This window comes from Salinispora pacifica CNR114, from assembly GCF_000514775.1.
GTDB lineage: Bacteria > Actinomycetota > Actinomycetes > Mycobacteriales > Micromonosporaceae > Micromonospora > Micromonospora pacifica.
This window is the reverse complement of sequence record NZ_AZWO01000012.1, coordinates 1-12,905: the sequence shown is the minus strand read 5'-3', so window position 1 is coordinate 12,905 and position 12,905 is coordinate 1. Positions and strand designations below refer to the sequence as shown.

Annotated in this window: 12 protein-coding genes; 2 read left to right on the top strand and 10 right to left on the bottom strand. The window is 67.4% G+C overall.

The genetic code is table 11. From position 1 onward, the window contains the following. Positions 1–61 precede the first annotated feature (61 nt). Positions 62–247, bottom strand: a complete 186-nt coding sequence (locus tag B118_RS0108605) for a DUF397 domain-containing protein (protein WP_018813054.1) — start codon at positions 245–247, stop codon at positions 62–64. Then, on the bottom strand, positions 240–1,133 hold the full coding sequence (locus B118_RS0108600) for a helix-turn-helix domain-containing protein (protein WP_018813055.1): 894 nt from the start codon (positions 1,131–1,133) through the stop codon (positions 240–242). Before B118_RS0108600 ends, B118_RS0108605 begins: the two co-directional genes overlap by 8 nt. A gap of 817 nt (positions 1,134–1,950) precedes the next feature. Between B118_RS0108600 and B118_RS32730 the strand changes: the two genes are divergently transcribed. After that, a complete protein-coding gene (locus tag B118_RS32730; RefSeq protein WP_080645115.1) occupies positions 1,951–2,382 on the top strand; it encodes a flavin reductase in 432 nt (143 codons plus the stop codon). A 150-nt stretch (positions 2,383–2,532) separates the two neighbouring features. On the opposite strand, the gene B118_RS0108595 is transcribed toward B118_RS32730, so the two are convergent. The 8 genes from B118_RS0108595 to B118_RS0108560 form a co-directional block, all read right to left on the bottom strand. Next, complete coding sequence (locus tag B118_RS0108595; protein WP_018813056.1) at positions 2,533–3,180, bottom strand: hypothetical protein; 648 nt, start codon at positions 3,178–3,180, stop codon at positions 2,533–2,535. After that, positions 3,149–4,369, bottom strand: coding sequence for a hypothetical protein (locus B118_RS0108590; protein WP_238323886.1), 1,221 nt, complete (start codon positions 4,367–4,369; stop codon positions 3,149–3,151). Before B118_RS0108590 ends, B118_RS0108595 begins: the two co-directional genes overlap by 32 nt. After that, positions 4,366–5,073, bottom strand: coding sequence for an ATP-binding cassette domain-containing protein (locus B118_RS0108585; RefSeq protein WP_238323885.1), 708 nt, complete (start codon positions 5,071–5,073; stop codon positions 4,366–4,368). The genes B118_RS0108590 and B118_RS0108585 overlap by 4 nt, the downstream gene beginning before the upstream one ends. A 705-nt stretch (positions 5,074–5,778) precedes the next feature. Further along, positions 5,779–6,030, bottom strand: a complete 252-nt coding sequence (locus B118_RS0108580; protein ID WP_018813060.1) for a hypothetical protein — start codon at positions 6,028–6,030, stop codon at positions 5,779–5,781. A 270-nt stretch (positions 6,031–6,300) separates the two neighbouring features. After that, positions 6,301–7,740: a GuaB1 family IMP dehydrogenase-related protein gene (locus tag B118_RS0108575; protein WP_018813061.1), complete on the bottom strand. Its 1,440-nt coding sequence runs from the start codon at positions 7,738–7,740 to the stop codon at positions 6,301–6,303. Positions 7,741–7,887: 147 nt separating this feature from the next. Beyond that, positions 7,888–9,639 (bottom strand): acetyl/propionyl/methylcrotonyl-CoA carboxylase subunit alpha, encoded by a 1,752-nt coding sequence (locus B118_RS0108570; RefSeq protein WP_028192646.1) that lies wholly within the window; start codon positions 9,637–9,639, stop codon positions 7,888–7,890. A gap of 132 nt (positions 9,640–9,771) precedes the next feature. Then, positions 9,772–10,425 (bottom strand): O-methyltransferase, encoded by a 654-nt coding sequence (locus B118_RS0108565; RefSeq protein ID WP_028192645.1) that lies wholly within the window; start codon positions 10,423–10,425, stop codon positions 9,772–9,774. A gap of 40 nt (positions 10,426–10,465) precedes the next feature. Continuing rightward, a complete protein-coding gene (locus B118_RS0108560; protein ID WP_018221145.1) occupies positions 10,466–11,146 on the bottom strand; it encodes a Maf family protein in 681 nt (226 codons plus the stop codon). A 953-nt stretch (positions 11,147–12,099) separates the two neighbouring features. Here B118_RS0108560 and B118_RS0108555 point away from each other — a divergent pair. After that, on the top strand, positions 12,100–12,905 hold an 806-nt coding region (locus tag B118_RS0108555), incomplete at its 3' end, for a serine/threonine-protein kinase (protein WP_033668289.1).

Genomic DNA, 12,905 nt, shown 5'->3' with positions numbered 1-12,905 from the left:
GCGGGCTGCCGGTACCGGGTGGCCCCCGGTGCCAACACCGGGGGCTTAGGTTTCTTGCTTGTCAGCGCCGGGCGTGCTGTACGAACGCCTGCCACGCCTCCGGACCGAACACCAGGGCTGGTCCGGTTGGGTCCTTGCTGTCACGGACGCCGACGATGCCGGGAAGGTTGTCGGCGACCTCCACGCAGTTGTTGCCGTTGCCGCTCCGCGTGCTCTTGCGCCACCGGGCGCCGGTCAGGTTAGTCACCGCTCAGTTCCTCCAATGCAGTTGTGATCATCTTTTTGGATGCCGCCTCGTCGATTGCTCGGTCGTCGAGGTCTTCCCAGACCAGCCGGTATGCGCTGGACTCGTCGGGCTTGTTGAGGTACAGGGCACCGGTTAACGTGTCGACATAGGCCAGCGGAGGCTCCAGCACCTCGCCTACCGGATCGGCTGGGAAGTCCAGCAGTGAGAACGGCGTGCTCGCCGCCATGCCGCCGTGGACACCGGCGGCGAAGGGCAGGACCCGCACGGATATGTTGCCGCGCTGGGTGACGTCGAGCAGGTACTTGAACTGCTCGGCCATCACATCAGCTCCACCAACCAGCCGATGCAACACTGCCTCGTTGAGAATCACGCTCAGGTGCGGCGCACGCGGTCGGGACAGCAGAGACTGCCGCGCCAGTCTGACGGTCACCCGGCGATCCCGCTCCGCTTGATCGACGTAGCCCTTCGGCACCTGGTGTACCTGCTCTGCGTAGGCCCGCGTTTGCAGCAGGCCAGGGATCAACTCGACCTCGTACTGTCGGATCGTTTCCGCGCTGTCCTCCAGGGACACGTACAACCCGAAGAACTGAGGTAGCTCCGTCTCCGTGTAGTCGTGCCACCAGCTCTTCTTCCGGCCGTTGCGTGTTTCAGCCGTCAACGCCAGGAGAAGATCCAGATCGGCCTGTTCGGCACCGTATAGCTCACACATCGCCTTCACGTCGATGTCCCGGAACCTGACGCCCTCGGTGCCGTCCTCCATCCGGGCGATGGTTGCGCGCCCCTTCTGGAGGTGTTCGGCCGCTTGTTCCTGGGTCAGGTTCGCCGCCCGGCGCAGGATTCCCAGCCGGCGACCGATGGACCGGCGCACCAGGGCGGAGCCGACCATGTCTGCCACCACCCGTGACCACCTCCCACTCAATTAGTTGGACGCGTGTCTCACTCAATTAGAACATGCTTGCCTTGTCTTGCTGAAGCCTAGCGATGCCAATTCGGACACGCCTAGATGAGTGATCTTTAGTCAAGTGACACTCTTCCGACACTGGCATGCTTGAGTGGTTGTCTTTTGGGCGCGCTCAAAGTGTAATGAGATGCATCGACGAGTACCGACTGGTTGAACCTTCGCCCAAGGGGGACATCGTGCTGCTGTTCTTAGCTCTGACCGTGTACCGCTCGCGGCGCAACCGAGATGGCGTCTCAGGAGCAAATGCGACACATCACATTCCCGGAGTTATGTCCGGTCCAAGAGGGAAGTGGACTGTGGTTCGCTGGCGATTCCGCCGCCAGCGGAAGAACTCGTCGCCTCCCGCGAACGCACCGCAGCAGAGGAACGACGTCCCGTACCCCGTGACAGTGCAGCACGGTAGGCCGGTCAATCTGCCGGCGTGGATGACCCAGCCCACCGTCGCCAGCCCTCAGGTAGGCCGCGTCGGTTGGCTTACCCCGGCGCAGCAGTGGCGAGCCAATGGAGGCCGCTGGTGACCGTGCACCGGCCCGCCCGCACTGCCGAGAGGCGAGACTGAGATGGCATCGGTAGTTGTCGTTGCTATTGCCGTGGTCGTTGGGCTCGCCGTCGGGGCGGTCCTGGGTCTGGTGACCAAGAGCCGTTCGGGTAGTTGGTGCCCCCGGTGTGGTGACCTCAAGCGCTGCCTACGTGACCACCACGCGGGTGGGAGCCGGCCGTGGTGAGAAGGGCACACGACCCGATGCGCCCGCTTTGGCGGTGCCGGGCCTGCGGCGCCGACTGGCCCTGTCAGCCCGCGCGGCTCGCGTTGTTGGATGAGTATCGGGGCAGGAGGTCAGCGCTGCTGGCACACCAGGACAAGCTTTTGGCCGAGGCATCTGATCAGCTATCCCGGCTCAACGGCGCCAGGCCGGACCTCAGGGAGAGGTTTGTCGGCTGGTGCTGGCGGGCGGAACCCGACCGCCCCACAACCAGCGCCTTCGAGCCGGGAGACCTGGACCTGGACCTGGTGTTTCGCGGAATCGAAATGATCATCCGTAGCCACTGGGGAGGGCGGACCTGCCCCCGGTGCGCGAACCAAGGTTGCCCGCATCTCGACTGGGCCGACGGCTGGCTGGCCCACCTACGACGGCCACCGCAAGGCCGTCCTGAGACGGAGGGCCCAAAGCGGTAGCAAGTGCCTCAACCGAAGAGCCGGCCGTAGCTCCTCCACTTAAGCACGATCACCCTCGACATGATCGACAATCTCGCCAAACACCTCACCCTTCGAAACCAGTCAAAACGTGTAAAGGAATCAGGGTTGTACCAGCAGAGTCGTGGTCGACTATGGGTTTCGGTGTGGCCCGTTGGTCGCGTGGAAGGCAGTACCCACTCCGAGCAGGACAACGGCGGCCACGGTGTATGGCACGGCGTCGAGTGGCGCGAGATCCCACAGAAACAGACTCGCTCCGTTCCCGTTCTGGGTGAACTGCCCGGCCACCAGCGCCCGAACGATCACGAGCCCGCAGGCCAGCGCGGTGCCGGCCCACACCTGGACAATCAACCCTATGCCGAGGGCGATCATGAATGAGCGGATAGTCGGCAGCGGTCCGGGTAGGTCCTCGGCCACAGAGAACGGCCGCAGGAGCAGAATTATCACGCCCAGAATGCAGTACGCCGCCACAGTGAAGGCTCGGACGCCGACCAGACCGGGATGGCGTCGTTCGAGGAACCCGACCCCACTTCCGAGGCCGAGCAGCGCGCCGGCGGCCAGGATGGCCGGAAGAAACGTGACGTCGTTGTTCAGGGGGAAGGGCCAGTCGGCCGATTCGAGCCGCTGCCACAGATAACAGGCAGCCACCACGGCACCGGCCGCCAGGTAACCGGCGAGTCCGTGCACGCGGAGCCACAGTAGCGGCAGCGGTGCGCCTTCGCGGAAACGTGAAGTCGTCATGGCGCGGTCAGCACGCCGAGGCGGCGGCGTGGCGGCCACGCCAGGCAGCGAGGTCGTCAACCGGGCCCGCGAGCGCGGCCGTAAACAATTCTTGGTACAGGTCATGCAGCTCCGGGTAAGCGGTGAACAATTCCTCCCGTGGTGTGCCGCAGCGTTCCTTGTGCACGCCGTGCCACTGGCCGGCGAGTTCTTGGACCAATTCTTCGTCTTTCATGAACCCGGTATCAATGTGAATTACTCCGTTGCCGGCTCGGAAAATGTCCGGGTTGCCGGCCGGCGCGCTCATGCCGAACTCCTCGTACTGCCGCACATCCCCGGGCACGACTCCGCTGACCTGCTTAGCTGTCTCGACCATGCGGACGACATCGTCCAGATGCCGCCGGTGGTCATCCCAGAGGCAGACCCGTGGCTGCTGCCCACCGCACACCTGATGTTGCGCTGCCGAAAACCGGGTCATCGGCTCCCCTCCGACGTCGGACAGCGCCAACCCGATCGGGATCCCGGCGGCCCCCAGCACTGCGACGCCGACAGCCGCCATGCCGACTCGACGCCAGCGCATCGGACTCGTCACGCCCCACCCGAAACCAGCGGCGACCAGCGTGAACAGGGCGATCAGCGCGGCAACCCAGATCAACTTCAGGACCAACACGTCCACCCTCGGCTCACCCCACAGCGGACCAGTGCCGTGGTAGAGAAAGAGGTGGCGAACCGAGTCCGGCGCACCGAAACCCGTCATCATCAGGACCAGGCCGCCGATTAGCACGAGCAACGGAGTGATCGGCTTCGGCCAGAGCGAGCCGACGACGGTGCCAGCCACCAATGCCAGGACGATGCCCGCCGCACCGATCACAACATTGCCCACGCCGAGCCGGCTTCCGGGTTCCACTGCCGCTGATACCGCGACCGCGCCCGCCACCAGGAACAGGTAGCCAGCCAGCACCCACAGCCCAATAGCGGCTGCCCGGAACAGGACCAAGTGCCACGCGGGTCTACTCGAGAGCGGATCAAGGGCCGCGGTACGGCGCCGGTTGCGGGAGGGAAACGCAGCCGCGGCGACACCCGCGCAAACAGCGGCCAGGACAGGCGTGATCTGCTGAATGGCCCCCGTGGTCAGCAACGGAGACCCGAACCAGACCCGACGAGACGGCAACAGTAGCAGCGCACCGAGAACAAACACCCCCGCCATCAGCGCCGGACCGACCCAACGGGGATAACCCAACCTACTCACGCCGACACCCCAGCCTTCGTGGCAAGCTGCAGATATCCCGACTCGATCGCACTCATACCTTCAGTCCCAGCACTCGCATCGCCGCCATTAGCCAGCTCCGCCGGCGTCCCATCGAAGACCACACGGCCCTGCAGGAAAACCAGCACCGAGTCGCAGGTGTGCACCACATCGTCCACAATATGAGTGCTGACTAGAACGAGCCGTGACCGCGCCGACTCCCGGAGTTGATTACGCAGACCGACACGCTGCGCCGGATCAAGCCCGACAGTCGGCTCATCAAGGATGACGACCTCTGGGTCGTGCACAATCGCCTGGGCCACCCCCACGCGCTGCAACGTTCCACCAGAAAGGGTGCGCAGCTTGGCCTTCGCATAGTTCTGCAGGTCGAGTCGCTCGATCACCGTCGCGACAGCAGCCCCGGTCTGGTCTCGCGGGAACTCACGAAGCCAGGCGGCATAGCGGAGAAACTCCACGACCGTCAGCCCACCAGGGTACGGGAAGTTCTGTGGCTGGAACCCGATCCTGCGTCGCAACCGACGCACCGACCTGAGGCCGGACGCCCGTTCCCCACTCAAACTGATCGACCCCGAGGTGGGCGGATTCAACAGCGCCAGGGTGTTGAGCAACGTCGACTTACCCGCACCGTTCGGACCGAGAAGCCCCACTACCCCCGGACGGAAATCGTGAGTGAAGTCGTGCACCACCTGCTTCCGGCCGTAGCCCTGACACAGGTTGCTCGCCACCAAACTCGCCACGTGATCGTCTCCGCTCATGATGTGGAGCCACGCCTAAGCGTGAACACTGGACATGGCTCCACATCGTAACTACTACTAGATAGTCACCTGGATCCGGGTCATCGACCCCCAGGCGCACTCATGGGACTTTTCCCACGTACCCTTGAAGTAGAAATTGCTATAGACCTTGTCCGGCGCCCCGCTGCAGTCGAAACGAACTTCCTTGACGGTCTGTCCGTCAGCGGAGTTACAGGTAATCTTGCCCCAGGTGTTCTGAATATTCCTCACACAATCAATGGTGAGAATCCCGGCTGATGTCGTCGCCGTGGTAGTGTCGGTAGCCTGAGCAGGAGCGCTGAGCGCAAAAACAGCTCCACCCGTCACCGCAAGTGACGCCAAAGAAGACACAAAGACTCTCCGCATTTCACTTCCCGCCTCTCGAAATAGCAAAATCCTGACGACTGCTGGTGATCACCGGAGGGAACTAGCAGCTAGCCCGATTAGATTCAAACGCTACGCATAGTGCATGGAACTCTCTGTAGTGAACTCCAGCTTTGACCTTTTGTTAAGGGAGTTTAAGGTCTGGGTCGGAAGCGAAGAAATGCACTCCGATCAGGCAGGATTGGGCCTGCCGAGGGTCCGGGAAGACTTCCAAAAGCCCATTTGAATGGTTTTTCAGGACGGGCCGTAGACCCGGAAGGTCTCCAGTTTGGTTACGGTGCGTAGCGCTGCGGGGAACTCCTCCAGGCCACCGGAAGCCCGTTCTGAGGACTTCAGGTGTGCGATGGCACACTCGACCGCCGCCCGTGGCCGGTTCAGCGCGGTGTTGCATCGCTTGCGGACGTCGGTCAACTCCCGGCCGAGGTCCACCAACGCCGCGTCCCGCCGCGCGCGCTCCCGCACCTGTTCGTGCAGCGGCGTCAGCACGCGGTGTACAGCGACAGCACCCGGGGCCGCACCGTCGCGGTCCCACTCCGCCAGACAGGACAGTTGCCCGTACAGCCAGTCGACTTTGCTCTTGATCCAACCCGGTCATAGGCTCACAACACGACGGCCGCCCATCGATCGTTTTGATCTCCACACAATCCAAATGATCAACCAGACGGCCGCGCCTCCGGGTTCAACACCCCCAGCCCCGCCGCAACCCTCCCCGACGTCACCCAGTTGCGTCCCCAGCGCGGACCGCGACGTCGCGAGTCACCAACTCGTCGGAATCGGCATCCCCTCGGTGTAGCCGGCCGCGCTCTGCACCCCGACCAGCGCCCGCTCGTGGAACTCGGTGAGGTTGTGCGCCCCCGCATAGGTGAAGGCGCTGCGTACCCCGGAAATGATCTCGTCGACGAGGTCCTCCACGCCCGGCCGGTCCGGGTCCAGGTACATCCGCGCCGACGAGATGCCCTCCTCGAAGATCGCCTTCCGGGCGCGGTCGTACGCGGAGTCCTCCGCCGTCCGAGCGCTGACCGCCCGGGCCGAGGCCATGCCGAAGCTCTCCTTGTAGCGGCGGCCGTCGGCGTCGGAGTAGAGGTCTCCCGGGGACTCGTAGGTGCCGGCGAACCAAGAACCGATCATGACGTTCGAGGCCCCCGCGGCCAGCGCCAACGCCACATCGCGGGGGTACCGGACCCCGCCGTCCGCCCACACGTGCCGGCCCACCGCCCGCGCCGCCGCGGCGCAGTCCAGGACCGCCGAGAACTGGGGTCGGCCCACCCCGGTCATCATTCGGGTGGTGCACATCGCCCCCGGCCCCACGCCGACCTTCACGATGTCCGCACCCGCCGCAACGAGATCGCGTACGCCGTCGGCGGTGACCACGTTGCCGGCCGCGACCGGAACGGCCGGATCGAGCGCGCGTACCGCCCGCAGGGCGGAGAGCATCCGTTCCTGGTGGCCGTGCGCCGTGTCCACGACCAGGGTGTCCACCCCGGCCTCCAGCAGGGCTCGCGCCTTGCCGGTGACGTCGCCGTTGATGCCCACCGCCGCGGCGATGCGCAGCCGGCCCCGGTCGTCGAGTGCCGGTCGGTACAGCGTGGCCCGCAAAGCACCCGACCGGGTCAGCACGCCGACCAGCCGCTCCTGCTCGTCCACCACCGGCGCCAGCCGACGCCGGCCGGCCGAGAGCCGGTCGAAGCCGGTACGCGGATCGGCGTCCGCCGAAACCGTGTGCAGCTCTACCGACATCACGTGCCGTAGCTGCGCGAACCGATCCACGCCCACCGTGTCGGCCTCGGTGACCACCCCGACCGGCCGGCCGGACTCGTCCACCACGACCACCGCGCCGTGCGACCGCTTCGGCAGCAGGTGGATGGCGTCGCCGACCGTATCGGTCGGACCCAGGGTGATCGGGGTGTCGTACACCAGGTGCCGCTGCTTGACCCAGGCGACGACGTTCGCGACCACCTCGATCGGGATGTCCTGCGGGATGACCGCGATGCCACCCCGTCGAGCCACGGTCTCGGCCATCCGGCGGCCCGCCACCGCGGTCATGTTCGACACCACCAACGGGATGGTGGTGCCGGTGCCGTCACCGGTCGACAGGTCGACGTCGAGCCGGGACGCCACCTCGGAGCGGGCCGGGGCCATGAAGACGTCGTTGTAGGTCAGGTCATGCGCGGGGACCGCGCCGTGTAGGAACCGCACCCGGCCATCATGACTGGCCGCCCCGGCTCGCGTTCCCCAGGTCGGCCAACATCCCGCCGGCTGGCCCACCGGGCGGGGCCGCAGCGCCACGACGCGGGCGGCCGCGTCGACGGTGTATGTCTTCCGAACCGCGGCAGCCAGCGCGCCTCAGGCGATGGTGCAGATCGCGCCACCAGCGGTGATGACCGCGCCGATCTCGGCGGCGAGGCTGCTGACCGTGCCCGCCTGGTGCGCGTGCAGCGGCTGCTCCATCTTCATCGCCTCCAAGACCACGACCAGGTCGCCCTCGGCCACGATGTCTCCGTCCGCGACCGCGATCTTCACGATCGTGCCCTGCATGGGGGAGGTGAGCGTGTCGCCGCTGACCGCGGCCCCGGCCTTCGCCCCGCCGCGCCGACGGGCCGGCTTCTTCGCCGTGGGCGCGGCGGCGGCCGTACCGGCGCCGAAGCCGGCCGGGAGGCTGACCTCCAGCCGCTTGCCGCCCACCTCCACCACCACGGTGTCGCGCTCCGCCGGGCCCTCGGTGGGGCCGGCAGCGGCGGTGAAGGCCGGCACGGTGTTGTCGAACTCGGTCTCGATCCACCGGGTGTGCACCGTGAACGGCTCGGTGGTGAAGGCCTCATCCCGGACCACCAGCCGGTGGAACGGCAGCGCGGTGGCCATGCCCTCAACCACCATCTCGTCCAGCACGCGACGGGCCCGCTCCAGGGCCTCGGTACGCGTCTCGCCAGTCACGATCACCTTGGCCAGGAGCGAGTCGAAGTTGCCGCCGATCACATCGCCGGCGGTGACCCCGGTGTCGACCCGTACTCCCGGACCGGTCGGCAGGCGCAGCGCGGTGATCGTGCCCGGGGCGGGCAGAAAGCCCCGGCCCGGGTCCTCACCGTTGATCCGGAACTCGATGGAGTGTCCGCGGGGCGTCGGGTCCTCGGTGAACCGCAGCTTCTCCCCGTCCGCGATGCGGAACTGCTCCCGGACCAGGTCGACCCCGGCCGTCTCCTCGGTCACCGGATGCTCCACCTGAAGTCGGGTGTTGACCTCCAGGAAGGAGATGGTGCCGTCGGCGCCGACCAGATATTCGACGGTGCCGGCACCGTGGTAGCCGGCCTCCCGACAGATGGCCTTGGCCGAGTCGTGGATCTGGTGTCGCTGCGCGTCGGTGAGGAACGGCGCCGGCGCCTCCTCGACCAGCTTCTGGTGCCGGCGCTGGAGGGAGCAGTCCCGGGTGCCCACCACGATGACGTTGCCGTGCTGGTCGGCGAGGACCTGCGCCTCCACGTGTCGTGGCTGGTCCAGGTACCGCTCGACGAAACACTCACCCCGGCCGAACGCGGCGACCGCCTCCCGGGTGGCCGACTCGAACAGGTGGGGGATCTCCGTCATCGTTCGGGCCACCTTCAGGCCGCGACCACCCCCGCCGAAGGCCGCCTTGATGGCGACCGGCAGGCCGTGGTCGGCGGCGAAGGTCAACACCTCGTCGGCGCTGCCGACCGGGTCCGGGGTGCCGGGTACCAGCGGTGCGCCCGCGCGTTGCGCGATGTGTCGGGCGGTCACCTTGTCCCCCAGGTCGCGGATCGCCTGTGGGCTCGGCCCGATCCAGGTCAGCCCGGCGTCGATCACCGCCTGGGCGAAGTCGGCGTTCTCGGAGAGGAAGCCGTAGCCCGGGTGCACCGCGTCGGCACCGGACCGCGCCGCGACCTCGATCAGCTTCTCCATGCGCAGGTAGCTGTCGGCGGCGGTGTCACCGCCGAGCGCGTACGCCTCATCGGCCAGGGTGGCGTGCAGGGCGTCGCGGTCGGAGTCCGCGTAGACGGCGACGCTGGCCAGGCCGGCATCGCGGCACGCGCGGATGACGCGGACGGCGATCTCGCCGCGGTTGGCGATGAGTACCTTGCGCACCTTGGGGGCTCCTCCCGGGGTGTTCGTTGACGGGGAGTGTATCGGCCCTGCCGAAGCTCCCTAACGAGCGCTAAGTGTGGGATGCCGCACTGCCCGTTCACCGACCGTCTCGCAGCGCCCGTGGCGGGCCGGTCAGTGCACCCGGGCCAGGGTCAGCCCGTCGGCGATCGGCAGCATCACCGGGTCAACCCGTACGTCGGCCAGCACCTCGTCGTTGAACGCGGCGATGGCCTGGTCGCCGGCGTCCTGCGGGGCGAGCACCCGGCCGTCGCGGAGGACGTTGTCGACGGCGATCACTCCGCCGGGCCGCATCCTGGGCACCAACTCCGCCCAGTACGCCGAGTAGCCGACCTTGTCGGCGTCGATGAAAGCGAAGTCGAGGTGGCGGTCGGACGGTAGTTCCCGCAGCGTCTCTCCGGCGGGGCCGATCCGCAGCCGCACCCGGTCGTCCACACCGGCCCGGGTCCAGTAGCGCCGAGCGATCCCGGTGAACTCCTCCGAAACGTCGAAGCAGTGCAGCTGCCCATCCTCGGCCAGCCCGCGGGCGATCGCCAGCGCGGAGAGCCCGGTGAAGGTACCGACCTCGACCGCCTGTCGCGCCCCCAGTAGCCGGGTCAGAAAGGTCAGGAACGCGGCCTGCTCCGGCGCCACCTGCATCTGAGCGTCCTCCGGCAGGTGCGCCCGGGTCTCCTCGATCAGGTCGAGCATGACCTGATCCGGCGGGCTTCCGTGTGCGACCAGGTACGCGTGCAACTCCGACGTCAACGGGATGGACTTGGTGGTCAACGCTGCTCCTTCGTGCTCTCGACGGCGAGACTCTCGGTGGTCAGGATCCAGGGTTCGGCTTCGGGGTAGCTGGGGCGCCGGACGTCGGGGCACTCGGTGTGCCGCGACGCCACAGGTCGGTGATCGGTAGACCAAGCTCGGCCAGGAGGCGGCGCAGCAGCGGCAGGGAGAGGCCCACCACCGTGCCGGGGTCGCCCTCGATCCGCTCCACGAATGGACCACCCAACCCATCGATGGTGAACGCGCCGGCCACGGCCAGGGGCTCGCCCGTGTTGACGTACGTGGCGATCTCGTCGTCGCTTACCGCGGCGAAGTGCACGGTCGTGGCGGCGACGGCCTCCGCCCGTCGGGACGCCGTCGCGTCAATGAGGCAGTGCCCGCTGTGCAGGATTCCGCTGCGCCCCCGCATCCGCTCCCAGCGGCGGACGGCGTCAGCCCCATCAGCGGGCTTGCCGAAGATCTGGCCGTCGAACTCCAGCACCGAGTCGCACCCGATCACCAGCGTGCGCTGGTCTTTGGCGGGGCGCAGCCGGGTCAGGACCGCCTGCGCTTTCAGCCGGGCCAGCTCAAGGCAGAGCTCATCGGCGCGATCGCTGGCCACGAGGGACTCGTCAACGCCGCTGACCAGTACATCCGGCTCGATCCCCGCTGCCTGGAGGGTCTTGCGGCGGGCCGGGCTCGCGGAGGCGAGGACGAGGCGAAGCGGTAGAGATCCAGACACGACACCGACGTTACCCGCTCCGTCCCCGGCGCTTGGGAGGCTGAGCTCCCGGCCAGTGGGATCACCGCGCCGGAACCCGGGGCGCGGCCAGCAACGTCGATTGGTGTGGTCGATGGCGGGGTCGGGTCGGTCGGCCTGTCCTGCGGCGGGGGGAGTGTCGGACTCACCCCTGATCTGACTCCCCCCGATGGTCTGGATCAGAGGTGCGCGGCGTCTCCTCGGAGTTGGGGTGGGTCGGGCTCGCCGGTCGGTCCGTCGGTGCCGAGGACCCCGGTGCGGCCCAGAAGGGCGGGACGGTGGGCTCGCTGGGGAAGCCCTTGCCGCCCCCCGGACGCGAGCCGGCTCCACCGGTCGGTGCGGTGCCCGCGCCGCCACCGCCGATCACCCCGCCGCGGGGGCGGCGTGGCGCGCCATCGGTGCGGGAGGGGCAGCCCGCTCCCGGGCTCGGGTCGGTGCTGCTGGGCGCGGGGGTGGTTCGGTTCTTCGATGGGGTCGGCGTTGGCTCGGGGGCGGCTCCGGGCGACGGGGGCGGAAGGGGCACGGGAACAGCCGCCTTCGGGCCTGCCGCCTCGGACTCGTACGGCCGTTCTTGGTGGAGCTTCGCCTGGTGCTCCTCAGCTATCTTCACAACGCCGCTCAGGCTGGGAAACTGGGCCGCTGGGCGACCCTCACCCTCCTCGATCATCGTCCCTCCTGTCTGTTACCGCGCCGTTTCCATGAGTGAGCGTAGCGGGTGTGGGATGGGAGTTGCATCCCTGGAATAGCGCATATCAGATGAGATGCCTCGAGTTGGATGGCCTCGTAGTGGAGTCAATCGATCGCGTCAGCGCGATCGTGGACGCGGAAACCGGTAGTCAGCCCACCGGCCTTGGGGCTGCCGTGACGTGGATCTTCGTCGCACGGTGGCGTGCCGCCCGACTGGCCGTTTTCGGCGCCCGGTACCGTTTTAGGTGATGTTGAACGCACCCTCGGAACTCGTCGCTGGCCGGTATCGGCTCTTGTCGCCGATCGGTCAGGGTGGCATGGGTCGGGTGTGGAAGGCGCAGGACGAGGTGCTGCATCGGACTGTGGCGATCAAGGAGTTGGTTCCGCCGCCCAGTCTCACCGATGAGGAGCGCCGTGAGATGCGGGAGCGTTCGCTGCGCGAGGCGCGGGCGATCGCTCGTCTCAATCACGTCAACGTCGTTCGTATCTTCGATGTGCTGCGTACCGATGGTGATCCGTGGATCGTGATGGAGTATGTGGCGTCGAAGTCTCTCCAGGACACGCTGGCGGAGCAGGGGTCGGTGTCGCCGGCCCGGGCGGTGCAGATTGGTCTGGGGGTGCTTGGTGCGCTGAAGGCGGCGCACAAGGCGGGGGTGATGCACCGGGACGTCAAGCCGGGCAATGTGTTGCTCGGTGAGGACGGGCGGGTGGTGTTGACCGATTTCGGTCTTGCCACGGTTCCGGGTGACCCGAATGTCACCCGTACTGGCATGGTGCTCGGCTCGCCTGCGTACATCGCGCCCGAGCGGGCACGGGACGGTACTGCCGGGCCGGAGGCGGATCTCTGGTCGCTGGGGGCGACCCTGTACGCGGCGGTGGAGGGTAAGTCGCCGTATGCTCGTCCCTCGGCGATCGCGACCCTCGCGGCGCTGGCCACCGAGCCGCCGCCGCCGCCGAAGAACGCCGGCCCGCTGCGTCCGGTGCTCAACGGCCTGCTGCGTAAGGATCCGACTGAGCGGATCACCGCCGAGGTGGCGGAGCGACTACTGCGCCG